The organism is Chitinophaga sancti, from assembly GCF_034087045.1.
Classification (GTDB): Bacteria; Bacteroidota; Bacteroidia; order Chitinophagales; family Chitinophagaceae; genus Chitinophaga; species Chitinophaga sancti_B.
Genome location: NZ_CP139247.1, coordinates 24,132 through 50,922, shown reverse-complemented (window position 1 = coordinate 50,922; position 26,791 = coordinate 24,132). Strand labels below are relative to the sequence as shown.

25 protein-coding genes are annotated in these 26,791 nt (G+C 41.3%); 14 read left to right on the top strand and 11 right to left on the bottom strand.

Annotated elements, in window-relative coordinates; genetic code table 11:
• Nucleotides 1–6: 6 nt before the first annotated feature.
• The 3 genes from SIO70_RS00230 to SIO70_RS00220 all read right to left on the bottom strand — a co-directional run bounded on the left by SIO70_RS00230 (nt 7) and on the right by SIO70_RS00220 (nt 2,520).
• Nucleotides 7–1,020 (bottom strand): hypothetical protein, encoded by a 1,014-nt coding sequence (locus tag SIO70_RS00230; protein ID WP_320578334.1) that lies wholly within the window; start codon nt 1,018–1,020, stop codon nt 7–9.
• 326 nt (nt 1,021–1,346) lie between these two features.
• A complete protein-coding gene (locus SIO70_RS00225) occupies nt 1,347–1,583 on the bottom strand; it encodes a hypothetical protein (RefSeq protein WP_320578333.1) in 237 nt (78 codons plus the stop codon).
• Between the two features lie 52 nt (nt 1,584–1,635).
• Entirely contained in the window at nt 1,636–2,520 is an 885-nt protein-coding gene (locus SIO70_RS00220) for an AraC family transcriptional regulator (protein WP_320578331.1), read from the bottom strand.
• Nucleotides 2,521–2,668: 148 nt separating this feature from the next.
• On the opposite strand from SIO70_RS00220, the gene SIO70_RS00215 reads away from it, so the two are divergent.
• Nucleotides 2,669–5,137: an alpha-glucuronidase family glycosyl hydrolase gene (locus tag SIO70_RS00215; RefSeq protein ID WP_320578329.1), complete on the top strand. Its 2,469-nt coding sequence runs from the start codon at nt 2,669–2,671 to the stop codon at nt 5,135–5,137.
• A gap of 47 nt (nt 5,138–5,184) precedes the next feature.
• Here the strand turns inward: SIO70_RS00215 and SIO70_RS00210 are convergent, their stop codons facing one another.
• The 3 genes from SIO70_RS00210 to SIO70_RS00205 are packed head-to-tail and all read right to left on the bottom strand — an operon-like array spanning nt 5,185 to nt 7,125.
• Nucleotides 5,185–6,615 carry a hypothetical protein gene (locus tag SIO70_RS00210; protein ID WP_320578327.1) on the bottom strand — a complete coding sequence of 477 codons (1,431 nt, stop codon included), beginning with the start codon at nt 6,613–6,615 and terminating at the stop codon, nt 5,185–5,187.
• A gap of 36 nt (nt 6,616–6,651) precedes the next feature.
• Entirely contained in the window at nt 6,652–6,948 is a 297-nt protein-coding gene (locus SIO70_RS33275) for a DUF6804 family protein (RefSeq protein ID WP_414017891.1), read from the bottom strand.
• 6 nt (nt 6,949–6,954) lie between these two features.
• Nucleotides 6,955–7,125: a hypothetical protein gene (locus SIO70_RS00205; RefSeq protein ID WP_320578326.1), complete on the bottom strand. Its 171-nt coding sequence runs from the start codon at nt 7,123–7,125 to the stop codon at nt 6,955–6,957.
• A gap of 176 nt (nt 7,126–7,301) precedes the next feature.
• On the opposite strand from SIO70_RS00205, the gene SIO70_RS00200 reads away from it, so the two are divergent.
• From SIO70_RS00200 to SIO70_RS00170, 7 genes are read left to right on the top strand one after another with little or no spacing between them, the layout of a single operon-like run.
• Nucleotides 7,302–8,543, top strand: coding sequence for a hypothetical protein (locus SIO70_RS00200; RefSeq protein WP_320578325.1), 1,242 nt, complete (start codon nt 7,302–7,304; stop codon nt 8,541–8,543).
• A gap of 16 nt (nt 8,544–8,559) precedes the next feature.
• Nucleotides 8,560–9,003, top strand: coding sequence for a hypothetical protein (locus tag SIO70_RS00195; protein WP_320578324.1), 444 nt, complete (start codon nt 8,560–8,562; stop codon nt 9,001–9,003).
• A gap of 2 nt (nt 9,004–9,005) precedes the next feature.
• Nucleotides 9,006–10,493 (top strand): hypothetical protein, encoded by a 1,488-nt coding sequence (locus SIO70_RS00190; RefSeq protein WP_320578323.1) that lies wholly within the window; start codon nt 9,006–9,008, stop codon nt 10,491–10,493.
• Nucleotides 10,494–10,498: 5 nt separating this feature from the next.
• Complete coding sequence (locus tag SIO70_RS00185; RefSeq protein ID WP_320578322.1) at nt 10,499–14,014, top strand: hypothetical protein; 3,516 nt, start codon at nt 10,499–10,501, stop codon at nt 14,012–14,014.
• A complete protein-coding gene (locus SIO70_RS00180) occupies nt 14,011–15,132 on the top strand; it encodes a hypothetical protein (RefSeq protein WP_320578321.1) in 1,122 nt (373 codons plus the stop codon). The genes SIO70_RS00185 and SIO70_RS00180 overlap by 4 nt, the downstream gene beginning before the upstream one ends.
• Nucleotides 15,125–16,624 (top strand): hypothetical protein, encoded by a 1,500-nt coding sequence (locus SIO70_RS00175; protein ID WP_320578319.1) that lies wholly within the window; start codon nt 15,125–15,127, stop codon nt 16,622–16,624. Before SIO70_RS00180 ends, SIO70_RS00175 begins: the two co-directional genes overlap by 8 nt.
• Complete coding sequence (locus SIO70_RS00170) at nt 16,621–17,277, top strand: OmpA family protein (RefSeq protein ID WP_320578317.1); 657 nt, start codon at nt 16,621–16,623, stop codon at nt 17,275–17,277. Before SIO70_RS00175 ends, SIO70_RS00170 begins: the two co-directional genes overlap by 4 nt.
• 106 nt (nt 17,278–17,383) lie before the next feature.
• Here SIO70_RS00170 and SIO70_RS00165 read toward each other — a convergent pair whose 3' ends face one another.
• From SIO70_RS00165 to SIO70_RS00155, 3 genes are all read right to left on the bottom strand, one after another.
• Complete coding sequence (locus tag SIO70_RS00165; protein WP_320578315.1) at nt 17,384–18,040, bottom strand: response regulator transcription factor; 657 nt, start codon at nt 18,038–18,040, stop codon at nt 17,384–17,386.
• Nucleotides 18,037–18,858, bottom strand: coding sequence for a sensor histidine kinase (locus tag SIO70_RS00160; protein ID WP_320578313.1), 822 nt, complete (start codon nt 18,856–18,858; stop codon nt 18,037–18,039). Before SIO70_RS00160 ends, SIO70_RS00165 begins: the two co-directional genes overlap by 4 nt.
• A gap of 654 nt (nt 18,859–19,512) precedes the next feature.
• On the bottom strand, nt 19,513–19,977 hold the full coding sequence (locus SIO70_RS00155) for a hypothetical protein (protein WP_320578311.1): 465 nt from the start codon (nt 19,975–19,977) through the stop codon (nt 19,513–19,515).
• A gap of 346 nt (nt 19,978–20,323) precedes the next feature.
• Here SIO70_RS00155 and SIO70_RS00150 point away from each other — a divergent pair, with 346 nt between their 5' ends.
• Genes SIO70_RS00150 through SIO70_RS00125 form a run of 6 tightly spaced genes read left to right on the top strand, consistent with a single transcriptional unit; the run spans nt 20,324 to nt 24,553 of the window.
• The gene (locus SIO70_RS00150; protein ID WP_320578309.1) at nt 20,324–21,265 is read left to right on the top strand and encodes a caspase family protein; all 942 of its coding nucleotides are present in this window, start codon (nt 20,324–20,326) and stop codon (nt 21,263–21,265) included.
• Entirely contained in the window at nt 21,205–22,299 is a 1,095-nt protein-coding gene (locus tag SIO70_RS00145; RefSeq protein ID WP_320578307.1) for an SUMF1/EgtB/PvdO family nonheme iron enzyme, read from the top strand. Before SIO70_RS00150 ends, SIO70_RS00145 begins: the two co-directional genes overlap by 61 nt.
• 17 nt (nt 22,300–22,316) lie before the next feature.
• On the top strand, nt 22,317–22,643 hold the full coding sequence (locus SIO70_RS00140) for a YegP family protein (RefSeq protein ID WP_320578305.1): 327 nt from the start codon (nt 22,317–22,319) through the stop codon (nt 22,641–22,643).
• Between the two features lie 58 nt (nt 22,644–22,701).
• The gene (locus SIO70_RS00135; RefSeq protein WP_320578303.1) at nt 22,702–22,875 is read left to right on the top strand and encodes a hypothetical protein; all 174 of its coding nucleotides are present in this window, start codon (nt 22,702–22,704) and stop codon (nt 22,873–22,875) included.
• A gap of 17 nt (nt 22,876–22,892) precedes the next feature.
• Nucleotides 22,893–24,035 carry a DUF4236 domain-containing protein gene (locus SIO70_RS00130; RefSeq protein WP_320578301.1) on the top strand — a complete coding sequence of 381 codons (1,143 nt, stop codon included), beginning with the start codon at nt 22,893–22,895 and terminating at the stop codon, nt 24,033–24,035.
• A gap of 26 nt (nt 24,036–24,061) precedes the next feature.
• Nucleotides 24,062–24,553: a hypothetical protein gene (locus SIO70_RS00125; protein ID WP_320578298.1), complete on the top strand. Its 492-nt coding sequence runs from the start codon at nt 24,062–24,064 to the stop codon at nt 24,551–24,553.
• Between the two features lie 59 nt (nt 24,554–24,612).
• Here SIO70_RS00125 and SIO70_RS00120 read toward each other — a convergent pair whose 3' ends face one another.
• Together SIO70_RS00120 and SIO70_RS00115 are read right to left on the bottom strand one after the other, a co-directional pair.
• On the bottom strand, nt 24,613–26,358 hold the full coding sequence (locus tag SIO70_RS00120; protein ID WP_320578296.1) for a DNA/RNA helicase domain-containing protein: 1,746 nt from the start codon (nt 26,356–26,358) through the stop codon (nt 24,613–24,615).
• Entirely contained in the window at nt 26,355–26,684 is a 330-nt protein-coding gene (locus tag SIO70_RS00115; protein WP_320578294.1) for a nucleotide pyrophosphohydrolase, read from the bottom strand. Before SIO70_RS00115 ends, SIO70_RS00120 begins: the two co-directional genes overlap by 4 nt.
• Nucleotides 26,685–26,791: the final 107 nt, after the last annotated feature.

The window sequence follows — 26,791 nt, the reverse complement described above, 5'->3', positions numbered from 1 at the left end:
TTCATTTTATATTTTACCCTGCGACAAATAAACAGCAGAAATACTTTCTTTTGGTACCCCAATAGTATGGAGCATCTGTTGCCATTCGCTATAAGTGGCATCATCTCCCAAAATCCAGATTACATTTTTGTTTTTTAAGGCGTGGCGGTTGCCGTCGCTCGCCATGTATTCCATGAATTGGTTGGCGGTCACGATGTCTTTAGGGATCGGTTGACCAGGATTGATATCGTCAATGACGAGAAGGGAGGTCGTACGCCATGTCCAGAGGTTAGGATCTTCTTGCTGGATGTCTTCGTCGGTGAGGGAGAAGAGGCTATATAGCTTCATTGCGGTGGTATACAGGCAGGCTTTGTGCTTGATGGCAGATTCCGTAGCGAGGCCAATACCAAGGGCTGTTTTGCCACTGCCTTTGCCACCAAAGATGAAGAGGTGTTTACCGATGATAGTATCGGGGTGAAGGGTGGCGTTCAGGAATCCGTACACCTTTTCCTTGTCAGCATCTTTGATGGAAAGATTCCATTGACTGAGGCGGAACTGGGTAGGAAGACAGGCTTGTTGAAGATACATTTTAGTTGGGTACCAGTAGCAGATGGGGTAGATGAGTATAATAGCGATGACAGTGATATTCAATAAGGTGTGGTGACCTAAAAGCAGGCTGGCGGCGAAGGCACCCAACCAGAAGAAACAAAGGTCCGTGAAGGTATCGAAGGCGATGTTGCCCCAGGTAGGTGGGAAGGTATATCGCTTCTGAGAAGGGACGTATAATGTTTTGGATTCGGTGTGTTTATTTAATAACAAGGGGCCAAGGAAGTTGTAAGCTTCAAACAGCGTCCAGGCGATGGCGACGATCCAGGGGGCAGCATGGTGGGGAATCAATAAAGTAGGTATAAAGCCTAGAGAAAAGTGCCCGAACTGGTTGGCTAACCATGTATAAGTGAGCGTGACGCCACGATAAGAGTCTTTGCCAATAAGATCCGCTTTCAGTTGTCTGAAAACGTTGATTAGGGAGATGTGGTGCATAGTCGGTAGGGAGTTAAAATTTCAATGTTCGGTTTGCTAGATAGTGAATATTGGTGAAAGTTTTGTTAATGAGTGGTTAATTCGCGTGTTAATGATCCTGGCAGGATCGTTTTAATCCTATTAACTAGTTGATAACAAATGTGTTTGAGAGGGAGGGTGTAGATTTGGTCTTTATACTTGGAACAATTAATATTAAGAAACTTAGGGGCGGGCTTTTCAAGGCCTGCCTTTTTTTTGAAAATGGTCATCATACCTGGTGGTAAATTCCCTCTTTCATGAATGCTTTATTGTTCTGAAAATGGTTTCCATCCCTATTGGTGAATGGTTTATTGGAAATCGAAGCTGATAATAGTGGATTTATAACAGTTATAACTGTATTGGGTAGTACAGTAAGCGGTAGTAGGGAGGGCGATGGTTGGGTAGATACTGATCGTACCTGGTGCGCCATAGACGGTGGTGCAATAGAAGGTAGGGGCATTATAAGTCCTTGCTTTGAAAGCAAATATACCAGCAATAGATACGCAGGTAAAGATGAGGGCTAACAACAGGCGGGCCTTTTTCATGAAGAAAAGTTAGGGATATTTTTGGGGGGAAGGGTTAGGAGGAAGAGAATGTTTATTCAGGTATAATGTGAATATTATTCTGTAGTAACCCCATGTTATTAGCAAAGTGTTTTCGGTATTGTAATGGCGTGAATTTTTTTATCTTCAGGAACTGTTTGTGAAAATTAGCCATTGTATTGTAGCCACTATCAAAGCAGATATCCAGGACAGTTTTTTGTGTTTCCATCAGCAGCGTGCAGGCATATCCAATCCTGATTTCGTTGAGAAAATCAATGTATGTTTTCTTTGTACTTTTCTTGAAATAGTTGCAGAAGGCAGGGATGCTCATACAGGCGATGTCAGCAACTTGTGGAAGGGAAATGGGATCGCGGAAATTGTCTATCGTATATTGAAAAATTCTATCGATCACTTCTTTTTCTTTGGGCTGAGATTTCACTTCCTGTGTCGAGACGGTGATATATTCTTTAGTACGGGCCACCAGGTCCAGGCATTGTCCTAATAGTAGAATACGTTGAAAATCTTTGGCTGTTTCGAGCGATGTGATCAGTGAGAATAACTGGCTTTTGGTCTCTCCCTGTATTTTTAAACCATAGGAGGATGTACTGAGCAGGTGGCGGATATGACGACATTCAGGTATTTCAAGAAACGAATTGCCCCAGCAATTTTCCTTAAATTGTACTACAACAGCACTGGCTATCATATCGGGTTCGCGTTTCTGAAAAGTATGTGGCAAATTAGTACCTAAGAGATAAATGTCATTTGTCTCAAATTCACCCACATGATTCCCGATAAAGCTCATGCCGGCCCCTTCAGTAAAAAGAATAAGCTCGAACTCAATATGCTGGTGCCAGCCTACCTCAAATTCTGGTGTGCGGAAAGTTTGAGCAACAAATGAATTGTTCTCATTGAGAGGTAACTTTTGAATCAGTGGTTTCATTGTGGACGATCTTATGCAAGATAACGGAATTTGAGCAATGGAAAGGTTAATATAATTTACTTTTTGTATAATAAACTGTAGAAGGATATCAGGCAGAGCTGGTAAATTGAGGGTTTGATTTCACTGTTATTAAGAACCATTTTATTCAATGAGATATATAGTACTGATCGTTTTACTATTACAGCTGTATCCCTGTTTTTCTAAAGTACCTGTAATCGTTCATAGCAAGCAGGCGAGTGGTGCCACATTGTTAGCCATTAAAGAGCTGCAGCGATATATCTATGTCAGAACAGGGGAGTTGCCCCGCGTGAGTAATACCGATGCTGATAATAGTATCTGGGTAGGGACGATTGATGCGGTGACGATAAAAGATCAACGAATTAATCAGCAGCTGAAAGGGGATGCCTACCAGTTACTGTCTGTATCCGATCGCAAGTTGATAATAGTGGGAGGATCAGAGATTGCCACGCTATATGGTGCGTATAAATTCCTGGAATCTACCGGGATTGGTTTTGCACTGGATGATGATATTATCCCGGATACCCGTATTAATCAAATCCAGTTAAGTGGGTTTAATAAAACCTATGCACCCGCATTTGCATTAAGGGGGATACAACCATTTCATGATTTTCCGGAAGGGCCGGATTGGTGGAATGAAGATGATTATAAAGCCATCATTGGACAGTTGCCAAAGATGGGAATGAACTTTATCGGATTCCATACATATCCTAGTGTGGGCGTATTCAGAGGATGGTACAAACCTGAACCTGTGGTGTGGATAGGAACAAAGGAGCAGTTTGATCCTGCTACAGGTCATGTAAATAATGCATATCCTGTACTGCATGCGAATACAAACGACAGTACATGGGATTACTATCCTAAGAAAACTTCTGCTTTTAATTTCGGTGCCGCGCAGTTATTCGAGACGGATAACTATGGCGCGGATTATATGAAAGGGGTATCTAACTGGCCGCATACGCCGGAGGAGAATATCCATATTTTTAATAAGGTGGGGAGTGTATTGAATGGGGCCTTTTCCCTGGCAAAGGAATTAGGTGTGAAGACCTGTGTGGGTACAGAAACAGCGTTGACAATTCCTAATGAGGTGAAGCGGACCTTGCCCAAAGCGAGCCAGGATTCTATCAGACAAGCATTGTACGAAGGGATGTTTTCCAGGATTAAGGCGACTTATCCATTAGATTATTATTGGTTTTGGACACCGGAAGACTGGACCTGGTCAGGTGAGCGGCCGGGAGAAACTGATTTTGTAAAGAAAGATCTATTGAGTGCGGTGGCAGCTGCAAAGGCGGTAAAGGCACCGTTTACATTGGCTACCTGTGGATGGGTGTTAGGCCCTTCCCGGAACAGGGCGGAGTTTGATCAGTTATTGCCGAAGGAAATGCCTTTTAGTGTAATTAACAGGCAACAGGGATATACGCCTGTAGAACCTGCATTTGCGACTGTTACTGAAAGACCCAAGTGGGAGATTACGTGGATGGAGGATGATCCGGCATTAATATGTCCGCAGTTTTGGGCAGGCAGGACGAGGAAGGATGCGCAGGATGCATTTAAATATGGCTGCACAGGATTGATGGGTATTCATTGGCGGACGCGGAATATTTCGCCAAACTTTATGGCATTGGCGAAGGCTGGATGGGAAGCGAATACTTATGATAAAGAAGTGCCGGCAGATAAGCGGGATTACCCGGTGGGTGATTTGTATGATGAATGGGCGACTTTGCAATTTGGAAAGGATGCGGCAAAGATGGCTTCTACTATTTTTCAGCGATTTGATGGTGCTGCGCCAGTGAGTCCGGAAGTGACGGATTATACGGCTAACTTTCCAAGAGCCACTATCTGGGGAATAAAAGGACCGGGTTTGATTATTGCCAATAAAGTGCCGTGGGATTCAGTGGTAAAAGGATATGATTTTATTAGTGAGTTTGAGAAGTGTGGGAAGTTGGTGCATACTCCCAGCCAGGTGGCTAACTACCAGTATTGGTTGCATACGTTTTATTATGCGAGGGCTATTTCAAAAGTGGGATGCTTGTTAGGGGAGATGGATACGATTGCAAAACTTTTGCCTGGGAAGAAAGAATTAGGAGATAGTTTGCTGGTATTAAGAGATAGTACGGCAGGAGTTTGGGAGGAGATGATGACAGCGTTGTTGCAGACAGTGAGTACGACGGGCGAGATGGGGATGATAGCGAATATTGAGCAGCATAATATGCAAAGGATGCAGTACTTGACGAGGTATGATAGTTTGATAGCGGCGGCGAGGGGTGGTGTACCTCCGCTTGTGTTATCGAAGGAGTATAAAGGGCCTGCAAGGGTAGTGGTGACGACGAAGCGGACGATGTTGAATGCAGGGGAGAGTTTGGATTTTAGGGTGAGGGTATTGTCGGGGAAAGCAGTGAAAGGGGTAAAGTTGTATTGGAAGGAATTGGGTGGGAAGGCGTTTTCTTCGGAAGCAGTGGAGCGTGAGGGAGCGAATGTGTATAAAGTGCATGTGGGGGAGAAGAAAACAGATTTTGAATATTATATAAAGGTGGAAATAGCGGGGGGAGAGAGTTTGAGGTATCCGGAGGCGGGGAATAGAACGGTGGTGGTGTGGTGAAAAGTTTTATAATTGCTTATGGTAAAATTAATATGACAATAGCCACCTTAATTGGTGGCTATTGTTCTTATCCTGTCGCTGAGAAATTTTTCCATGTAATCAGAATCAGGGTTAACAAAACTAGAAAGTAATCTGATTATATCTACATCTACAATAGGGACAATAAGGCCCCTTTCATCCCTATAAGTATCTTGGCATCTTGCAATAAAGCGTTCCATTTCCTCAATGGACCGACAAACCAAAAATCCTACCTTGCCTCTATTAGGTGAAAATCGACCAGCTAATTGATCCAATTCCGGATTGGCTGGGTCGGATGAATAGTTTTTACACTCTATCATAATAAACTGACTCGGAAGATTCATATTGTTTGATAATCTGAAAAATATACCATCAGTAGCGGCATTGTCAAATGTGATATCGATCCTTTTCCTTCCATCATGAATTTCTGTTTCTAAAGAAGGATTAATCAAATGAGGATAAAATAATAATTCTAGTATTCCTTTCATTAATCGGTGATAGTTGCTAGCATCGTTGTTCCCTGCCGGTAAATTTTGTAAGGATTTAGATAGCGCATTGATCAGATCAGCTAGGTTTATTCCAGGGTTAAGATCTTCATTGGTTAAAGAGTCAGTACTAGTTTGTTTTTTAAAGTCTTTTAGAACGTCGGGATGCTTTCTTGAGAAATCAGCTAAGAAATCTTTTGAAATTGGGAATTTTTCTTTGACAGACTTTTTGGTTACATAAAGAGTGTTATCTTTCCTCTTTTGGACTAGTGCGGTATTGAGAAGAAGCTGTTCATTTCTCATGAAATTTAAAACGAAATGGCTATAGTATTCCTGAGGAGTATAATCTGCACAGAAGGATACTACTCCTTTGGGTACTAATAATATTGGTCTTCCCTCGATAATTAATGCATCAGTACGAACTTGTTCCCAACATGTTTCGCCCCTGTTCCAATAAAATCCAGTAGGAATATCTGGAGTCAACGGTATTTCATGAAGTATACATTGACACTTGGTATATTCAATTAAGCTTTGCTTAATTATATTTGTTGTCATATCGGATAACTTGTCTTTCCCAAATCCTTCTACAAATAGTACACTATCTTCTAAATCTTTAATTAGTCCAGATTGTATGGCCCTACTATTGACAATGCTATTAAAGATGTCATCTGTGTCAGTTTTCCCAACTCCCCTTCCTTGCGGTTGATTCTTGGATAATCCAAGACAAGTAGAATTTGGTTCCTGTAAATGAATGAATAATTTTTTCGCATCTTGGATTTGATTTTTCCCGATTAAGTCTAATACTTGTTGGAAAAAGCTTCTAATTGTTTTAGATGCTTCAATTGACCAATTGTCAGTTCGTAGGCTAAGAAAGAACGGATCGAGAAATAATGGAGTATCTGTATTAGTGTCTACATCAACAAAGTCTAACTGTGGTTGTACTTTATTCAGATTAAAACGTTCGGAGATTCTCATTGCAATATGTTGAGGGGGTAATATGTTGAAATATATTTATTTAATGTTTCGCCGCCAAAATAGACCTTTCGCCAAAAACAATATGCCTGCTATTACATCAATAGGTATCCAAATACTCTTTTTATATAGATAAACAGGAAGAATTGGATTGAATAGAACCGCTATTACCAAAAAGAGGATCACCCAGTTAGTCAGGCTATCCTGGTAGGATGACCTGATTAACAATATTGAGCAGATAAATACCAATATGCGCAGAGCGGTGTAAAACCCTATTGGCAATTTAATTGTTGCAATGAATAGTAAGGCTGCTGTGAAAAAGGTAAATAGTCTCATGCTTTATTACTCTTGAGAGCGTTCTTTGGATTGCTCCATTCTTGCCAGCTTCTCATTGATTTTGTCGAGGTAGAAAATGATGTCGTTAATACGCAATACCCATCGAACGATGGAAACATTCAGTGCGATCAGGAGGATTATAAATCCAATTACGATCATTGGTTGTCCGTAATTCATAACATAGCGAATTTGTTGGTGAATGAAGTAAAGCTAAACTATTACTGGATTGCTAACTGCTGGTGGATGTAAATACCGGAAAAATCCCCTCCCTCCCCAGGTTTTTTCCTACCCCGGTTAATGTCACCTTTGTTGAGACAAGAGACATACACTGCTGGTATAATAAAATTCCCAACATGAAGAATGCATATACCCTGCCCCATGGAAAACGCCTGGTTTGTTTATTGATATTTTTATGGGGATGTGGAGGGGATGAAGCTATCCAATATAAATGCGGCCCTCAAAAACAAACTGCCCCCAATGTGGATTATAACATCTACATCGAAAACTCTGGTAGCATGGCCGGTTACCTGGGAAACAATGCCAACTTCAAAAAAGTCCTTATTAACTTTATCAGCGATATCCCGGCTCAACTAAAAAAGGAACCTCAATTATTCTTTATTAGTGGGCATATCTGTCCTTTCCAGCCACCAACTAATATTCCCCTGGTAAAGTCAGTAATGAATCTTAACCCAGGTACCCTGAAATCATTATGTCCCTCCAATGGCTCTTCGCTATTACCACAGGTGATAGATTCCTGTACCACTCAAATGGGGGAAAAAGTAAGTATCCTGGTATCTGATTGCATCTTCTCTGATAAAGGAGGAAATAGCTCACTTGCTGAAGCAGAGATGAAAATTTTCATGTCCAATAAGTTTAAAGCTGAAGGGAAGATATCGACTATTGTAATTAAATATAACTCCTCTTTTTCCGGAATATATTATGCTGAATCCAATGGCGGAAAGCCCATGAAGGTCAATAATATCAACAGACCCTACTACCTGCTCTTATTTGGAAAAAAAGAAAACCTGACTGCATTACTCCAGGCTATAGATTTTAAAAGTTATCCAGGCTATGAAGCTAGTTATTGTTTGTCAGCGAATGATCCCACTGATTCGGTGTATGCTGCGATGACTTACTATAATAAGAAAGGCAATTTTGAATTTGCAAAACCCGCATGCCGGATGGCATTAACAGGGGCAGAAGCTAATAAAGGCGTATTCCAGTTTTCCTTTAATGCAGATCTTAGCCGGCTAGGGTACCAGGAAGATTATTTGATGGATGTGAATAACTATACTGTCAATGATAAATTTTCTGTGGTGAGTGTTAAAAAAGATACCGGTATTCTCCATACCCTCACACTGAAAACGGATCATTTGCAATCCCATCATATTTTAAAAATCGGCCTCAGATATGAGCTTCCACCCTGGATCATTCAAACAGGAAATGAGGATGATAAAAACCCTTCAGACAGCCTGCAACAACACCAGACATTCGGATTCAGACAACTGATGAGTGGCGTCTCACAGGCCTATAAAGCCAGTAACACAACTCATCTGTTCACAATACCTATTCCTCCAATTTCTATCAGGAACTAAATAAACCACAATTATCATGGACATTTTACCTGCCCTCTTTGAAGCAGTCGGATTATATTCTTCTTCCGGTGGACTGGGAGAACATTTGCGCGGACTTGACGTCGATTGTCAAACTATGTCCCGGCAATCTGCTTATAACTTTGTATTTCTCGCACTTATTTTCGTAAATGTGGTGATCCTGTTCAATTATTATTATGGATTGCTCAACCGCCACCCATTTAACCAGGTGGGATGGTGGTTGGGTAATATCATGGTAGGTGCATTTATCATTTTTCTGATTGCTTATGTAGGTTCAAATAGAGACCTTGTCAATCATCGGTACTGCGAACAACTCAGTTTTCACAATGGTGACTGCATAGGATTTGGTATTACAGCCGCAATTTACTCTGTCGTATGGTCTGTTCTTTTATCCCTCCTTATTAAATGGAAAAGTATTTATAACAAAAAAATCCCCTTCTAACCATGGCTAAACTATTCCTGTTTGCAATAGGAGGTACCGGGTCTCGTGTTGTAAAGGCATTGACCATGCTCATGGCCGCTGGTGTACAGATTAAAAATACCGATGCCATTGTTCCCATCATCATAGATCCTGATACATCGAATGGTGACCTGACCAGGACTATTGAACTACTGAAGACATATAAAGAAATCAGGGAAAAGGGAGCTTCTGATAGTTGTGACTTTTTTAAAACGATGATTTCCTCGCTGGATGAGTTAGGTGATGCCGGTTATCTCTCTGACAATTTTAAGTTTGACATAGATGGCGTAAAGGAACAACGATTCAGGGAGTTTATAGGCTACAGTGAACTGGATAAAAGTAATAAGGCCTTTGCCTCTTTATTGTTTTCGAAGGCGAACCTGGATGCCGATATGGAAGTGGGCTTTAAGGGGAATCCTAATATTGGAAGTGTGGTGCTGAATAAATTTAAAGATGCGCCTTTTTTTAGAAAGTTTGCTTCCAGCTTTGAAGAGCAGGATAGAGTATTCATTGTGAGTTCTATATTTGGCGGTACTGGTGCAGCTGGTTTTCCCTTATTGTTAAAAAATATCCGCGATGCCGCTCCCCCTATTCCCAGGCATTACTATTTACAGCGTGCCAGGGTGGGCGCTGTGACTGTACTTCCATATTTCGGTGTGGATAAAGCCAATGGTGTAACTATAGATAGTAATTCTTTCACCACCAAAACGAAGGCGGCGTTGTCCTACTATGCACATAACCTGACAGGAGAGAGCATTCGTGCTGTAAACGCCCTTTATTATATAGGTGATAAAGTAACCAATGATCAAAAAGGCGCTGATGGTGCCAATGAACAGAAGAATAAAGCACACTTTGTAGAGTTAGCCGCAGCATTAAGTATTATCGACTTTATGGCGATGGATGACAATAAACTACAGGTCAGCGATGACAGGAAGGCTGTCAGTCCCAAATATTTTGAGTTTGGCTTAGGCAAGGAGAGTATGAATATTACTTTCCCCGATCTATCCAGGCAGACTTATGACCTGATTGCCAAACCATTGACCAGGTTAAGTCTTTTCCGCAATTTTATGGACCATCATTATGAAGAATTCGCGGGCAGGAAGGGAGAGGCATGGGCCAATCATGGGAATAATAAACTGACGATAGATGAATTGGATAGTAGATATCGCTCGGCCATTACCGTATTTAACAGGCATTATGCAGAATGGTTAAATGAAATGGCATATTCCAATGTAGGCTTTGCGGCCCTCGATACAGAAAAGAGTGGGAAGGATTTTTATAACCTGGTAAATGGTGTTGTGAATAAAAAGAGTGTCCTGAAAGATATATTCAATGCTGCAGGTGTGGACAACTTTCTGAAAGTATTGTCGAAGTCAGAACCTCCATTAGATCATTTGAATAGTACCCGAAAACTACTGGCATTGTTCTCTGATGCCACCGCTGTCATCATCAATAAAGAAATAAACCTGTAACTGCTATGAGCAAAATCTTTCGCCTACATAAAGGTGCTTCTGAAAATATTGAGGGCTGGCAGGAAACAGGAGGTCATTTGCATGACACATTTATCAACTCTATCAGTGACCCTGCCGGTGCAAATGCCGATACCCAGATCACATCCATTCCTACTCCATTTGCCAGAATGGACCTGGTAAGGACGGCCTTCCGAAATGTAAACCTGAGTGGTAGCCTGGATGGTAATACCATCTATCATAAGATTGTATCTGATTGCCTGGACATAGCCAATATCTTTTTCAATATTGAAGCATTCGCTGACAAAATTGAAATCATTGAATGGAATGCAGGGATCAGTGCTGTCGGCAATGACATCGATATAAATGAAGATAGCGACCTCGGCAAACTTCTAAAATCCAAAGATCCCAGGCACCGTTTGTTAGGAGAAACGTTAAAGACCTTTATCTCACAGGATAGGGTCGCTTTTAACTTTGCTCATGTCAAACAGTTCTACCTGCTTAATTATAAGAATGGTCCTGACATGATAAATATCATTGGAGGAACTTCTCCTTCAACCCTGTTTTTTTCTTCTGCGAATGATCTATCATTTGTGGATATCATGTTTGCCAATGATAGGGTATTCGATAATCAATATTGCCCGCTTCATAAAAGGGACAGAGATTTTATTAAGTACCTGTATTCATTCAAGGCTGGTTTTCCACAGTTTTCAAGGCTTTTTCAGGATGTGGATGCTTATATGGCGAGTTGTTTCTCTTTACTGGGTGATGATTTGCGGGACATGATCCGCAATCTGGATGGTGGGGTTTATGAAAAGGAGTATCAAAAAATATCAGTAAAGGCAGCTGGGAATAATGCTGAAATATTAGGGCATCACCTGCGGGCAAAGAAATATGGTGTGTTAAATACCTCTGATGAGAATGATTTTGTGATGGATGCATCCAGGTTAATAGAGGGGCCGATGCCGTGTGTGTTTCCTATGGAATCATTTAATGAACCATTGCGATTTGCAGGAGGGATATGGCAAAAAGATTATCATCGAAAGGTGCCGGCATATGATCCTAACCCGGTATCAGAAAGGATGTTGCCGAACCAGGGGCATGTGAAATACCCTTATTTGACGGTGAGTGACTTCCTGGAACCATACCTGGTAAGATTGCCGTATCCATTGGATACGGATAAATTCTTTGGGGGAAATTATACGATCCGTTCGGGAGAAAGTGATCATGGATATGCATTGCCTATTAAGAAGGAGTTTTTCAGGTATTTCAAAGTGGAAGACCTGAAGGGGAATGTATCGGATGGGAAAAATCGCTTTGAGATGATGCAAATGCCTGGTGGGGTGAAGGTGATATTGAGAATTCCTATCCGGAATAACCGATATATAGAGATGTCACGGATTTACCTGGTGAACCAGTTCAGCGATAAAATACAACAGCCGGATGAAGCCAATAACCAGGGGATTATTGTAGAGCATCAGTTTACAATAGCCGTCTATCCATTTTTAAAGATATCCGATCCAAGGGTCAATCCACATTACAGGGTGATGTTGGTGGACAGGGATCTACAGGTGCTGACGAAGCATAATAATTATACACTCAACTTTTACAATGCAGATCAGCCTTCGGAAGCAATCAACAAGCTCGCTCCCCGGCAACGTAGTCATAAGCATAAGAAAGAGGGTGTCACTACGCTGTATAATATCCTGGAGCAGAACTTTGATTATATAGAAATAGTGAATACTACTGCCAGGGCATTGTTGATACCATTATTTGTGCAACAACAGGCTGCGGGCAAGGTATTTAAGTTCGCGATTGATTTTGGAACAACGAATACGCATATCGAATATAAAATAGGGAATGAATCACCCAGACCTTTTGATATAACAGAAAAGGATATACAGGTTGGCACCTTGTATGCGCCAGATGACAGAACGTTGGCAGCATTGAAAGTGGCACGATTAGGACTGGGGGCTATTGCACTGACTGATATTGTAAGAGAAGAGTTTTTGCCATTTACAATCGGGCCAGGAAAACAGTACCGTTTTCCACAACGTACAGTGATTTACGACAATGGCTCCTTTAACCCGGATGAAGCCAATTTTGCACTTGCAGACCTCAATATTCCATTTGGGTATTTAAAAGAGAGTATTGTTTATGGTGGAGAAATCACTTCCAATTTGAAATGGGGTGTATTTAATAACCAGAAACGGTTTGAGCGGAGAACGAGGGCGTTCATGAAACAACTGTTGTTGATGATCAGAAATAAAGTTTTGCTGAATGGAGGGGATCTTGCCGCTACAGAGATTGTATGGTTCTACCCTACTAGTATGACGGTGAACAGGCGAATGCTGCTGGATACTTCCTGGAAGGATTATTATAAACGTTACTTCGGAGAGGCTAATAAGCTCCATAGCATGTCGGAATCATTTGCACCATTCTATTACTATTATCATAAGGAGAATGTAAGAGCGCATGACAGGAGTGCTGTCAATATCGACATTGGTGGCGGTACAACTGATATTGTAGCTTATAAGGGAGAAAATCCAATTCTGTTGACTTCATTCAAGTTTGCAGCAAATGCCATTTTCGGGGATGGATATGGAAGCAATGCTAATTCGAATGGATTTGTACAACGGTTTGAAGCAAGTATCAGTGATTCACTGAAGAATATTACTGCGAATAACCTAAGTACGGTACTGGAAACTTTAAAGAATCAAAATTCTAACTCAATTGAGTTGATAGAGTTTTTCTTTTCGTTGGAAGATAATAAAACATTGAAAGATAAAGGCATTACGCTGTCCTTCTCGAAGATGCTGGCAGAGGAAAGTGAATTGAAGCTGGTGTTGGTTTTCTTTTATGGTGCGATTATCTACCACATTGCTCAATTGATGAAAGCGAAGGGGATGGAAGTGCCGGAGTACATTACCTTCAGTGGCAATGGGGCCAGGTTGGTAAAATTAACTGATGGTGGTAATCTGGAAACCTTAAATGAATTTACAAGGATTATATTCTCTGATGTATTTGAGATACATGCTCCGGAGATAGAATTTAGGTTTAATGATAAATCTAAAGAAATCACCTGTAAAGGTGGATTGGAATGTACTGACTTTACTCTTTTTCATAAGTTGGAAAAGCAGATCGGAACTGTGTTAGTCGGTGGCGCACAGCAGTCATTGATTCCTGGTACTTCGCTTCGTTATAGTCAGTTGAATGATGAGCAGTTGATACAGGATGTATGTAATGCAGTGAGTCAGTTTGTAGATAAGTTCTTTGAATGGGATAGGCAGTTTAATTACTACCAGCATTTTGGAGTGAACCCTGGCCGTTTTGAACAATATAAAAAGTTATTAAAAGATAAGGTAAGGAATGACTTACAGAGTGGGATCTCAGAGAAATTGAAGGAGCTGGCGGGGAATGTCAATATTGACCTTGAAGAAACCTTGTTTTTTTATCCATTGATAGGAGCTATGAATAGGCTGGCCTATAAAATTTATCATCTAAACAACCTTGTAAAATCATGAAAGGAATAATCACGTTATTGATATTTATATGTTTTTTTCAGGATGGGGTTGGGCAACAAAATTCTCCGAAGGCAGTGATGCCTAAAAAGAAAGAGGAGGTGAAAAAAGGGAAGGAGGTACATGCGTCAGAGAAAAAAGTTGTAGCTGCGGCTGATAAAAAGGGGGCACACGCAGGAGATAAAAAGGTGGTACACACGCCGGAGAAGAAGGTAATACACGCGGTAGATAAAAAGGTAGTATCCGCGCCGGTAGAGAAGAAGGTTGTACCTGCGGCAAAGAAGAAGATTGTACCCGCGCCGGTAGAAAAGATTGTAGCTGTACCAGTGAAAAAGGAAGAAACAACAGCTGCTGACGAAGATAGTTCACCAACAAAGGAAGCGGTGGTAGATACAAATCTGATCACATCTGCGGTCGATACAGCGCCTTTACCAGTGCCCATACAGATTCCACCTCCTGAAGTCACTGAGGCAGGTACTGACTGGCAGACGTGGGCATCATGCCTGTCTATGTTATTAATAATTGGTATGGGTATTTATGTTTTTACCGCTAATAGTAATATACACCGTCGGTTGTGGGGTATTGAAAGAAAGTTGAATAAAATGGGGATGCCGCTGGATTGGGAGAAAGCTAAAAGCCCTGCTGGCATTACTCCGACAGAAGTAGAACGATTGATAGCTTATAGTCCTGTTCTGAAAAGTATACAGGATGAATACGCTACCCTTAAAGAACATGTTGAAAAGTTACAGCAGCCTGCACCTCGTGTGGTTACTATGAACAACCCTGTTATTCCTGAAGAATCTGCTGGGGGTACTTTTTATATGACTGGTCCTACGGGCAATAGTTTCCCTTCCAGCGCACGTTCCAATCACAGGGAAAACACGGTATATAAGTTTTACCTGCAACCTGGCGGGACGGAGGCCAGATTTGAATTGCATACGACTGGTGCCAGCATCAATGATATTATAAAGGTCATTGAAAGCTATATCAAACCAGCTTGTGATGAGGAGAATCTTCCAATTCCCGGTACCCGGAATATTATTACCCGCAAACAGGGAGTCGCTTTCCTGGAAAATGATAAATGGATCATTAAAGCTAAAGCTGTTATAAGATATGAATAGTGTGCAGGCTTTTGAAATTCTGGGAGTCATCTTTATTATAGGTTTGCAGGCGGTCGTATTTTTCAGGACGCTGAGCCGGGTTCGGTTATTTGAGCAGATCTTCCCATCCCGTGACGAGTTTGAAGTAATTAATGTGGGGCTGGCCAAGTCACTTTTTCAATTACATCCCAATGAATTGCTGGACAATATTAATAAGTATATCATGGCGAGTGATGAGTTGGGTGAAGAGATCGTCAATATTGACCTGGTATTTAAAAAAGGCCAGGGAAATCTGGTGACAGACAAGATCGTGCGTAATATCAATACTTACCTGGTTAGGAACAGAGGTGTTGCTTCAGATTTTCACCTGATTAAAGATATGGTGGAGCGAAATGTTGCTGTAATTGAAAATGATATTCAGCAGTCAGTATCATTGCCTTTGTATCTTGGGTTGTTGGGTACTTTTATGGGGATTGTACTGGGATTAATACAGATCTCAGGGGAAAGTCTGGCTGCCGACCCTGGTGTGGCAGGTCAAGCTATCCAATTATTGCTGGGGGGGGTGAAAATAGCAATGATCGCGAGCTTTGCGGGATTGCAGTGTACCCTGGCGGGGAATAGCTTTTTCTTTAAGCGGGCTAAGCGAATGGTAGAAGATAGTAGGAATGAGTTTTACACTTTTATTCAGACGGATCTCATGCCTTTATTGAACCAGAATATTAATTCCACCTTGTATTCACTACAGAATAACCTGCATAAATTTAATGAAGAGTTTAAGACCAGTATTCATCAATTAAGTGGAGCGATGGGAAAACATGTGACGACTATTCAGGCACAGGAGCGGATATTGGATACACTGAATAATATGGATGTGGTCAATTTTGCGAATGCGAATGTGGTTATTCTGCAGGAATTGCAAACCTCTATGGAGCAGTTCAAAGCGTTTAATAAGTATGTGTCGAATATCAGCGAATTGGTAGGGAGTACGCGAACGTTCGCAGAAAAGATCAGCCAGGTCATGACGCGTACGGACGAGTTGCATGTAGTGGGAGATAATATTGTGACGGTATTTAGTCAGAACCGGGAGTTGATGCAATTTTTGCAACATCATTATAGTTCGTTGGATGATAGTCATCAGTTGATCACCAAGGCGGTGAATGGTGTGAATAATACCCTGGATAATAGCTTACAGATGCTGAAGGACTTCACCCAGGAGCGGATGATAGAAATTCAGCAGATCACGTTGAAGGAGATTGATCAGATGAAGGATAGCTATTATGAGAAGTGGAAGCACCTGGAGAAGTTAGGGCAATTGGAGTTGATGAATCGTCATTTGGTAGATATCAAGAGTCAGGGGAATGATCATATAGATCGGTTTGAAGGGTTTAATGAACAATTTGCGAAAATGCTGGCAGAGTTAAATCTGATCAAACGGTCATCAGAAGATTCATTGTCTGTGAGGTTGAGTCGTACGGTTACAAAATTGTTAGGTAAAAAAACAGCGTCAAGATGAATACAGCAAAATCTGATGCTTTCTGGCCGAGTTATACGGATTTGATGACCAGTTTATTTTTTATTATGCTGGTATTGTATATTCTTACTTATGTACGGTTGAATTCTACGATTCAGTTGCAGGCAAATAAATTGAAGATCATAGAGACAGTGGAAGAGAATTTGCGCCCCTTGAAGGCCGAGTCTTCATTATTTATTTATGAGGAGCAGTATAAGCGATTTAAGTTAGCGTTTGATGTGAAGTTTGGGAATAACCAGTATCAGTTAACGCCTGATCAGTTGGAGAACTATCAGGAGACGATCAATCATATAGATCAGGCGGGGTTGAAGTTGAAGTCAATCATTGATCATTTAAAACAGGAGCGGTCGTCGGATGAGCGGTTAAAGCGGGTGTCGTATGTGGTGGTGATAGCGGGGTATGCTTCCAGGACGGGACAGGAGGCGCATAATTATGAGTTGAGTTATCAGCGGGCACTGGCGTTGAAGAATTATTGGAAAGCGAAGGGGATTGATTTTGAGGCGAAGGAGTATGAGGAATTGGTGGATTTGCAGGTGGCAGGGAATGGATGGGGAGGGATTGGGCGGTTGCCGTTTGAGCCGGATAATCAGAGGTTTTTGATACAGATTTTTCCTAAGATAGGAGATGTGAAGTGATTGGGGTGTCAATAAGCATAAGTACTTTCTTTTATAATTAGGATGTGGATAAAGATTAGTAATGGGGCATTTACCCCATTACTAATAATTTGCTAAATATTGTGGGTTACAACTCTACCAACCCATGCTTCACCGCATACAGCGCCAGCGTTACCCTGGTCCTTACACCTAATTTCCTGAATAGCGCCTCCCTATACCCATCAATCGTCTTCACACTCAGATTCATCTTATCCGCTATCTGTTGATAAGTCATATCCGTAGCTACCCATTTAATAAACTCCCTTTCATTCTCAGATAAATGTATAGCTGTATTATTTGATCGATCTAATCCATTCAGGTTTTGATGCAATACCTCAGAAGCTGCGTTAGAATAATAAAATCCATTAGCCGCAATAGACTCCAATGCAGCCGTGAGTTCTTCTACCTCGATATCTTTATGAATATACCCTTTCACCCCCATGCGTAGCATCCGCAAGATCGCTGTTTCAGATTCCAGCATGGTCATGACCAATACCTTTACATCGCCATGTGTACGTTGCAGCCATTCTACCGCTTCAAAGCCATCCACTTCCGGCATATCGATATCCATGAGAATGATATCAGGAAATGGCGGTGTTCTCATTTTCTCTTTGAGTTGGTTGCCGTTGTCTGCTTCAAAAAGGATATGATACCGCTGTTGTGTATCTCCCATGTTGATCAGTTTGATCAGGCCTTTGCGAAACAGGTTATGGTCGTCTACGAGGGCTATTTGGATTTTACTCATTCTTGAATAGATTTAAGGATCTGGGGTTGAGGAATCGTAATGAGCACGACGGTACCGCCACCATTGCGGCTGGTGATGATGAGTTCTGCATTGATCAGCGAGGCTCTTTTGTGCATATTCAACAAACCGGTACTTTGTTTATCTCCGCTGTTTTCTAGGGCATCCTGTACGTTGAACCCAGTGCCATTGTCCGTAATGATGAGTACAAACTGCTCTTTTGAAAAATTGATTGAAGCAGTGACTTCAGATGCTTTTGCATACTTCACGGTATTGTTGAGTACTTCCTGGCAGAGGCGGAAGAGGATGATTTCGTGTTCAGGTAAGATACGATATTCCTCCCCAGCTTTGGTGATGACCACTTCGTATTTCTTCGTTTTAGCCAGCCGGTTCAGTTCATTTTCCAGTGCTTTGACAAAGCCGATGTGGATAATATGATCTGTGTTTAAGTTGGCCGATAGGGCTTTTAGCTCACTCATCAGTTGCTTGGCCAGCGATTTTGTTTCGAGGATGTTTTCCCGTTGATTTGCGGGAGCCTGTGGCAGAATTTCCTGGAGATTGATATTGATCAACGACACGAGGTGACTGAAGTTGGCGTGCAACTCCTTACTGATATGATCCAACGTTTGTTCCTGGATAGCGAGTCTTGATTGCAGCAATACATGATTAAATTGCTCGCGCATTTCAATGAGCTCCTGTTGGTGTCGGAATTTCTTTTTCTGATAGAGGAAGAGAAAATATACGACGGCGGTACAGAGTCCCAGAACGAGTAAAGTGGATATAATGATTGTCAGAGAGGTTGCGAATATTGAGGTTTCCATAAAAAGCTTATTAAATAACAGGAGCACAATAAGAAGTTAAGGGCTTCATTAATAGGAAAAAATAAGACAGTCAGCCGATAGTCTTGCATGTTGAAGAACCCCAACATAATTAAGAATGGCAAAGACACAGCATGATAAAAGAAGATGCTGATTGCCATCCAGAATAAGGGTTCTTTTTGTATAGAGATAACGCCAGGCTCCTGCAATAGTTGCCGGAAATACAATAGACATAATGTGATGATACAAATATGGGTGAGAATCATGCTATAGGTGTTAAACTGAAGCGGCCCATGGATGAAGGCGTAGTCCAGTATTCCAAACAAAAAGATGATGCCCGTAATAAGGGGTAATAGTTTATTACGGTATAATGTCAGGTTAAAAATAGCCGATAGCAGGCCAAACCGGATGATGAGAAAACAATTGTAGATCCAGAAATTGTTCTGGGAAAAATGATAGGATCCCCATTTGTATAGTTCCCATTTCCAGGCAAGGGCCAGGATCTCTGTGAGCAGAGAGAGAATGACCATGCATGCATACAGTCTATAAGGCTTAGGCCATTTTAGTCTGAAGGCCTTCAGACTAAAAATGGCGCTAAGCAATAGTGGAATAAGATATAAAAACCGATGATTTAACAATCTGTACATTTAGTGTATCTTATTTTGGTCCGCCATCATTGCAGAATGGTGGGCAGGGTGAACCCAGGTTAAAGTCTTTGACGATAGGATCTTCTCCCGGGAAGTGAATAATGTCTCTTTCCTGTGCAGAGCGGTCTGCAAAGTCTGGTTCGTTTTCCAGAATTACGTTCGTGTGGGTGATGGCGCCGCCAACTTCAGTTGCTCTCGTAGTATTGAATAAAAGGCAAGTTTGTCCCTCGTATTGGTGACCCGCTTCATACGTACCAAAGCTGATACGGATGCCGTCGCCACCTGCAAACTCGATTTCTTCCAGCAATTTTACGAAATGTTCTTTTGAATACCATACGGAACAAGTATCGGGTTTACCAATTGCCTGTGTGAGGAGGGGATGTTTTTGTGTCTTGAAACTGCTGATGCGGTCATTGGTGATGGATTGTCCGACATAGAAGAAAGGTAGAGGTTTTACTGTGACGTGTTGTTGCATAATGAACAAAGTTTTTTGGTGTTAAGGAAATAAAGATGCTTGTGTAAACCGTTTACAGTTGCGAAGCTATAGTTTCCTTAGCCTTCAAAAATCAACGAAAAGCAAATAGGGGAAAAATCCTATGGTGGTGGAGGGAATTCCCCCTGGGTGTTAAAAATTCCTTACTGGTATTAAAATTCATGACTGGTTTCAAAAATTCTTTTCTGGTACAAAAATTCTTCTCAGTTTTAAAATCTACCCGGTTTTTTAAAAAAGGGGATTTTTCCCCTGTGGTACAGGTTTTTTCCTATGGATATAACAACAACCTTTGGGGGGAAATGTTGAATCCCTTTAAATCCCCTAACATATGAGAAGAGCATTGGTTGTCGGTATTAATGATTATCCGGGCAGTGCGAGGTTATATGGTTGTGTGAATGATGCGACCAGTATTGGAGAGGTATTAAGTTCCAATGAAGATGGTGCCCCTAATTTTGAGGTCATGTTGATGACCAAAGGTCATAGCAAAGCAGCTATCAGATCCCGGTTGCTGGAGCTATTCAGCGGGGATGATGAGATTCATTTATTTTATTTTTCAGGACATGGGATGGTGAATGAGATGGGAGGGTACATCGTGACGCCGGATTTTCAGCGGTATGATGAGGGGATTTCTATGGATGATATCCTGATGATGGCGGCGACTTCAAAGGCCATGCAGAAGGTAATCATACTGGATTGTTGTCATGCAGGCGCAATGGGAACGCCAGGTTTGATGGGGAATGGGATGGCGGTGCTGGGGAAAGGAGTGGTGATATTGGCCTCCAGCGGAGATACGGAGAAATCGAAGGAGGTAGGAGGGATGGGGGTGTTTACAAGTTTGTTGTTGAAGGCATTGCATGGTGGTGCAGCGGATATAGTGGGGGATGTGACGGCGGGGAATATTTATAGTTATATAGATAGAGGATTGGGAGGGTGGCAACAGCGACCCGTGTTTAAGGCGAATATTACGCGGTCGTTGAATTTACGTAAAGTGAAGCCACCATTAGATTTAGGTGATTTGAGGTTACTGAGGAGTTATTTTCCGGAGGTAGCTTATGAGATGCCGTTGGATCCTAGTTATGAGTATACGGTAGAGGGGGCGGATTCGGAGCATATCAGGGTGTTTAAGGTATTGCGGAGGATGCAGGGGGTGGGGTTGGTGGAGCCGGTGAATGAGGAATATATGTATTGGGCGGCGATGAATAGTGGGAAGTGCAGGTTGACGCCGTTGGGGATGTATTATTGGCAATTGGTGAAGGAGGGGAGGATATGAAGACAATTGATGTAGCCATTTCGGTGGCGGAAGAAGATACATATGTGGCGGATATGATTGCGGCTGAGTTGAAGCAATTGAATGTTCGGTATTACTATTATAAAGAGGTGAAGGATAATTGGGGAAAGCATTTGATTAACCTGACCATGGATGCATATGGGAAACGGACGAAGTATGTGTTGTTGATAACGAGTAAGTTTTGTGTGAATAAATATTGGTCTGGTATAGAGCAACAAATGGCATTGGCGCAGTTTCCACAGGGGAATGTTTTGCAGTTGAGATTAGATGATACGGAGGTGGGTGGATTGTCGAAGCATATGGTATATGTGGATTGGAAGAAGAATCCGGAGGAGATAGCGAGGTCATTGAAAGAGAAGATTGTGAGAAGGAAGCGGGTGGCGAGAGGGCGGTTGTTAAGGATATGTACATTCTTGTGTGTGATGGGGATGACAGTTTTTTTGTGGTATTTAATTTATATGTGGTGGTGCCAACGGTTGATTTTGAAGCAGGAATATGTGCATGTACAAGGGTTGCCTATTTGTATCAGTAATATAGAAGTGACAGTGGCTGCTTACAGGGAGTATTGCATGCTTACACATAAGGTATTCCCTGAGCAGCCCATTCATTCTGTTGATTCTATGCCGGTGAGGAATGTGACGTGGGAGGAGGCGAAGGCGTATTGTGCATTTGTGAAAGGAAGATTGCCGAGTGAGATGGAGTGGCAGGCGGCGGCACTGGCGGGGGGAAGTACGATTTATAGTGGTGGGACTTCGGCGGGAACGGTGGCGGTGTATAATAGGGTGAAGCCAGCGTTTGTAGGGCATAGGAAGGCGAATGCGTGGGGAATTTATGATATGAGTGGGAATGTGGCGGAGTGGTGCGAGGATTGGGCGGATTCGGCGCAGACGAAGAAGGTGGTGAAGGGAGGTGCGTATGATAGTGAAGTGGGAGCGTTGACGGTGAGTAGTAAACGTGCGGAACGGCCGGATGAGCGATTGAGTGATGTTGGGTTTAGAGTTGTAAAAGATTATTAAACTAAAAACAATATAATATGGCAAATCCCCAATTTGATCTTTTTAAATCCAGTGGTGAGTTTTACTTCCACTTAAAAGCAGGAAATGGTGAGATTATTTTATCCAGCGAAGGGTATATTAGTAAACAAGGTGCTGAAAATGGTATAAAGTCAGTGAAGGAAAATGCGCCTTTGGATAATAAGTATGTGAAAAAGGATACGCCTACCTATACGTTTGTTTTGACAGCTGGTAATGGGCTAAAAATAGGGAAAAGTGAAAGCTATACTACAGCTGCCGGACGTGATAATGGCATTGCTGCTGTGAAAAAATGTGCTCCTAAAGCGGATATTAATGATTTGACCTAAGATTCAATAAGGAACCTGTCCTATTTATCCCCATTTAAATTTTAATTATTTAACCCAGATGAAACGATTATTGTTCTGTACTGCATTACTGGTATCTATGTTAGCCTGCAACCCTATGGATTGTACTTATAATGGACATAAGTTGAATGTAGGCCCGAGAGGAGGTTGTTATTATTTGAATAAGAATGGGAATAAGACGTATGTGGATAGGTCTTATTGTGCTTGTAAGTAATTTTTAAATTCTTTTTTATGGCATGGACCTATCGAAAACGAATCAAAATCATTCCTGGTGTTCATTTAAATATTAGTAGAAAAGGTATTAGTACTAATATAGGTGTAAAAGGCGCGAGTGTTACATTTGGGCATGATGGTACTTATGTGAATTCTGTGTTAGGGAGACATAAGGTGTCGTCGAAGCCTGCATTGCCTGCAGGTGCGAATAAGCCAGCATTGCCTGGGGCAAAACCGGCTTCACCTGTACCGCATCATGTTCCTGTAACTACCACCCCACAAGGCAATATCTTCAGCGTCGCTCCTACAGAAATTACGAACCAGGATATGCAGGGTGTGAAGGATACTATCTTATCGGCACATCAGCAAAGAAAAGAATTGCAACATGACTTGCAGCAAATAGGACTGGCATTGAAGGGTTCGAAAACTAAGCTCACGCTGAGTTATGTTTTTCTCTATGGGCTGTTTGTAAGATCCATTTCACAAGGGATCAAAGAAAGAATCGCTGCTCAACAAACGGCTATTGACGAAATCAATCAGGAGTTGGTGAAAAGCCGGATGGAACTGGATATTTCTTTTGATGCTGACATCCTGCAGAAATATGAGTCTGTCACAACAGCCTTCAAACGGCTATCGCAATCGCATAAAATATGGGATGTGACCAGCGCTGTTGCTGAAAACAGGAGGGTGACTAGGTCCGCAGCTTCTACAGTGGTGGATAAGAAAGAAGTAAAAATAGGGATAAAACCTATTGAAGATATTCATTCCAATTTTGAACCGCTGTGGTTCAAGAATGCCAATGGCGCAGATTTGTATTGCTACCCTGGATTTATCATCATGTACGATACGAAAGACCGGTTTGGCATAATCGACCTGAAAGAATTACAGTTTAAGTTCCTGCCTGTGAGGTTCATTGAAAGAGGGGCCGTGCCACCTGATGCGAAGGTCATAGACCATACCTGGGACAAGGTTAATAAGAACGGCGCTCCGGACAAACGGTTCAGGGATAATTTCCAGATCCCGATTGTAAGGTATGGTGCGATCACCTTGCGAACGGCAGCAGGTGTGCACGAGGAATATGAGTTTAGTAATTATGAGGCTGCTGAAAATTTTAGTGAGGCCTTTATCGATTTCCTGAATGTGATAAAAGGAGGGTATTAACTCTCCTTTTTTTAAATTGCAAGAATATGAGATGCTTTATCATTATTTTATGCTTAGCTATAGTGGGCTGTAACAGTGTACCAAGATATGACAATTATATAGGCTATGAGGAATGTAATAATTCAGTCGGCTTTTATTTGTATGCTACTGATGATACAACTTCGCAACCAGTATTATTTGTTCCAGCAAATAATACTTTATATACCAGGACGGCACATCGTCATAAGTATATAAAGCTATATTATGGTAGTCATCATGGATATGCTTACAACAGGAAATTTAAGTTTAAGAAGGTTTGGCATCCGTCAATACCAGCAGAATTGACTGTACAACAGGATAATAATTATTCTTTATGGTTGAAGGATTACCTGCCAAATAAAGAGATTACAACTCCGGCAAGATCATCGCCTTCTTCGTCTGGAAGTAGCGGTGGTTCAGTACATGTAAATGGTTACTATAGAAAGAATGGTACTTACGTAAGGCCTTATACCAGAAGTGCACCTTCGAGGAGGCATTAGTTTGTTATGATTATAGGGGATCATTCACAATCCTGTAAAGAGATTTTCCTGCAATGGGATTACTTCACTTGCACTTTTCTGGTTTTTAAAGATATTGGATGTAGCTTAACCGCTTTTTTTATGTGCCTGGAGAAATAATCTCTTAAAGCAGGATCGCACACGTATACATATGTACCAAGTATACCTCTTTGTAAAAGCGTTAAATAGATGTTGATTATAAATTCTTTCAGGATTACAGTGCTTTCAATTTTTCGCCCTCCATTACTATCATGATAATGTTCCTGTCTAACTACAATTTCATTTTTGGATTTATCGTATGTGATTTCGTTTCCAAAGATGACACCAGCATAATTGAGGTCATATCCCTGAACTGTATGGATACAACCCACTTCGTTGATCGCATTTTTTGAATTTATCCAGTCTTTTAATTGACTGTTCCATTTAAGTTTAAAACCCTCAATTAGGATGTCAAATTTAGCAGGATCTTTTTTAGATACCCAAGCCCATGCATAGCCTGCTGATAATCTGCTTAATTTTTTTTCTTTCTCTCTACTCTTGATTTTTGCTACAAACTCATCTATGGACTCAAATAATTGAAAATCATAATCGCTGGAAGCGAATATAGCAGTGGCTGGTTTGAGTGAGCATTTTAATAGGTTATGTACATAATTGACATACTTGACACCTCCCTTTAATCGCATTTGACTTGTCAGAGTATAATTACTGGTAATATCCTTTTGCGAAGCTAACAACAGGAAGTCTTCAGGTAATACGTCAGTTGACCTAACCCGTTGATTTGAATCGTAGAATAATACCAGTTTTTTGGTTTGGGCATTATGTAGAAACCAGTCTAATTCTGTGGAATTGAGCGGATCTAGTTCCAATTTTTTACAGCCTGTTTCAAAATCTGTTCGATATGCACCTGAGGGACCATTGCGAAGGCGATGTGATTCATCCACAAAGACAATGTCATATTTCTTCTTTGTAATTGCAGTTGGACCAACGACCATTGAACGATCTAATCCTTCGATCTGGTGAAATACTTTTTCAATAGTTCCCCGAAATGACGTTACAGGGATGACCAATGCCATTTTGGGAGAAGGGTATTTTTGCTTGAGTGATTTGACAGTTTCAATAAACTCCAATTCCTCTGAGCCAAAACTGGCAAAATTGAATGCCTCGATATCAGTATGCATTAATTTGAAGAGAAAAATTGCAAGGATTGTTTTGCCTGTACCTGGTCTTCCATCTACAATAGTATTTCTATTTTTGTCGTTCAGTAGATTTTTCATGATACCTAGCAGGCTCTTTGCCTGATCAGTACTCAATTCTTTGTAGGGAGAATATTTAAAGATATCCTCGTTTTTAATAAAGTTGGTGGAGTTAACAGCTATGCCAAGCTTTATTAATTTTTTCCAGATAGATTCAAATAAAGGTTGATACACCTCCTGTTTTTGGAAGAAATTATGTTCTTCTAATCCAATATTGGCATTTAGCAACTTGAATTGCTGGTCGCCGCTCAGGTATTTTATCAGATTAGCTTCGATATCCAGCGTTGCTGATTTATGGAAAAGATGACTGGATATAATATATATATTGGTGAGTTTTTTCTTAAGGCTGTGGGTGAGGTGTTTGCTTAGTCTGGTGAACAGGTCTTTGGTTTCACCTACATAAGCATATCCGTCTCCAGTCAGAATATATATGACTGGCCAGTGGTCTCTTGAAAAATGGATTTCATCGAGTCTATTCAGTATGTCTTTATTAAAAGGGAATTCCTGAATATGGAATCGAGTTGTATTACTCATAACTCATTATACTTTTTCGCAGTACCCTTTGCCTTTTCTACAGGGTATTTTTCACCATTTTTAGCAATTTTTTCAAGCATAATCTCCTTCAAATCAAACCCATATCGCTCTGCCAACAGAAACGAATACAGCATTACATCGGCCAGCTCTTCCCTGACTTTTTCCGTTTTCGCATCCGCCGCATTCTTCCAAAGGAATAATTCAAGTAATTCCCCTGCTTCCACATTGATAGCGAGGGCCAGGTCTTTTGGGTTGTGGAATTGTTCCCAATCACGCTCGTTTCTAAATTTCAACAGCTCTTGAAGAATAGTATCAAAATCGTTCATAATCATTAAGGGTATATCGCAATGAAAATAAAGGTATTGATTTTTTTAGTGTTATGGTTGAGCTGATCGGCAGGGTGTTTTTCCGTTTTCCGCAAATAAATTTCCCG

What these genes read in the sequence shown, in the direction of transcription:
- SIO70_RS00230 (WP_320578334.1), bottom strand. Translation starts at nt 1,020, where the DNA reads ATGCACCACATCTCCCTAATCAACGTTTTCAGACAACTGAAAGCGGAT.
- SIO70_RS00225 (WP_320578333.1), bottom strand. Translation starts at nt 1,583, where the DNA reads ATGAAAAAGGCCCGCCTGTTGTTAGCCCTCATCTTTACCTGCGTATCT.
- SIO70_RS00220 (WP_320578331.1), bottom strand. Translation starts at nt 2,520, where the DNA reads ATGAAACCACTGATTCAAAAGTTACCTCTCAATGAGAACAATTCATTT.
- SIO70_RS00215 (WP_320578329.1), top strand. Translation starts at nt 2,669, where the DNA reads ATGAGATATATAGTACTGATCGTTTTACTATTACAGCTGTATCCCTGT.
- SIO70_RS00210 (WP_320578327.1), bottom strand. Translation starts at nt 6,615, where the DNA reads ATGAGAATCTCCGAACGTTTTAATCTGAATAAAGTACAACCACAGTTA.
- SIO70_RS33275 (WP_414017891.1), bottom strand. Translation starts at nt 6,948, where the DNA reads ATGAGACTATTTACCTTTTTCACAGCAGCCTTACTATTCATTGCAACA.
- SIO70_RS00205 (WP_320578326.1), bottom strand. Translation starts at nt 7,125, where the DNA reads ATGAATTACGGACAACCAATGATCGTAATTGGATTTATAATCCTCCTG.
- SIO70_RS00200 (WP_320578325.1), top strand. Translation starts at nt 7,302, where the DNA reads ATGAAGAATGCATATACCCTGCCCCATGGAAAACGCCTGGTTTGTTTA.
- SIO70_RS00195 (WP_320578324.1), top strand. Translation starts at nt 8,560, where the DNA reads ATGGACATTTTACCTGCCCTCTTTGAAGCAGTCGGATTATATTCTTCT.
- SIO70_RS00190 (WP_320578323.1), top strand. Translation starts at nt 9,006, where the DNA reads ATGGCTAAACTATTCCTGTTTGCAATAGGAGGTACCGGGTCTCGTGTT.
- SIO70_RS00185 (WP_320578322.1), top strand. Translation starts at nt 10,499, where the DNA reads ATGAGCAAAATCTTTCGCCTACATAAAGGTGCTTCTGAAAATATTGAG.
- SIO70_RS00180 (WP_320578321.1), top strand. Translation starts at nt 14,011, where the DNA reads ATGAAAGGAATAATCACGTTATTGATATTTATATGTTTTTTTCAGGAT.
- SIO70_RS00175 (WP_320578319.1), top strand. Translation starts at nt 15,125, where the DNA reads ATGAATAGTGTGCAGGCTTTTGAAATTCTGGGAGTCATCTTTATTATA.
- SIO70_RS00170 (WP_320578317.1), top strand. Translation starts at nt 16,621, where the DNA reads ATGAATACAGCAAAATCTGATGCTTTCTGGCCGAGTTATACGGATTTG.
- SIO70_RS00165 (WP_320578315.1), bottom strand. Translation starts at nt 18,040, where the DNA reads ATGAGTAAAATCCAAATAGCCCTCGTAGACGACCATAACCTGTTTCGC.
- SIO70_RS00160 (WP_320578313.1), bottom strand. Translation starts at nt 18,858, where the DNA reads ATGGAAACCTCAATATTCGCAACCTCTCTGACAATCATTATATCCACT.
- SIO70_RS00155 (WP_320578311.1), bottom strand. Translation starts at nt 19,977, where the DNA reads ATGCAACAACACGTCACAGTAAAACCTCTACCTTTCTTCTATGTCGGA.
- SIO70_RS00150 (WP_320578309.1), top strand. Translation starts at nt 20,324, where the DNA reads ATGAGAAGAGCATTGGTTGTCGGTATTAATGATTATCCGGGCAGTGCG.
- SIO70_RS00140 (WP_320578305.1), top strand. Translation starts at nt 22,317, where the DNA reads ATGGCAAATCCCCAATTTGATCTTTTTAAATCCAGTGGTGAGTTTTAC.
- SIO70_RS00135 (WP_320578303.1), top strand. Translation starts at nt 22,702, where the DNA reads ATGAAACGATTATTGTTCTGTACTGCATTACTGGTATCTATGTTAGCC.
- SIO70_RS00130 (WP_320578301.1), top strand. Translation starts at nt 22,893, where the DNA reads ATGGCATGGACCTATCGAAAACGAATCAAAATCATTCCTGGTGTTCAT.
- SIO70_RS00125 (WP_320578298.1), top strand. Translation starts at nt 24,062, where the DNA reads ATGAGATGCTTTATCATTATTTTATGCTTAGCTATAGTGGGCTGTAAC.
- SIO70_RS00120 (WP_320578296.1), bottom strand. Translation starts at nt 26,358, where the DNA reads ATGAGTAATACAACTCGATTCCATATTCAGGAATTCCCTTTTAATAAA.
- SIO70_RS00115 (WP_320578294.1), bottom strand. Translation starts at nt 26,684, where the DNA reads ATGAACGATTTTGATACTATTCTTCAAGAGCTGTTGAAATTTAGAAAC.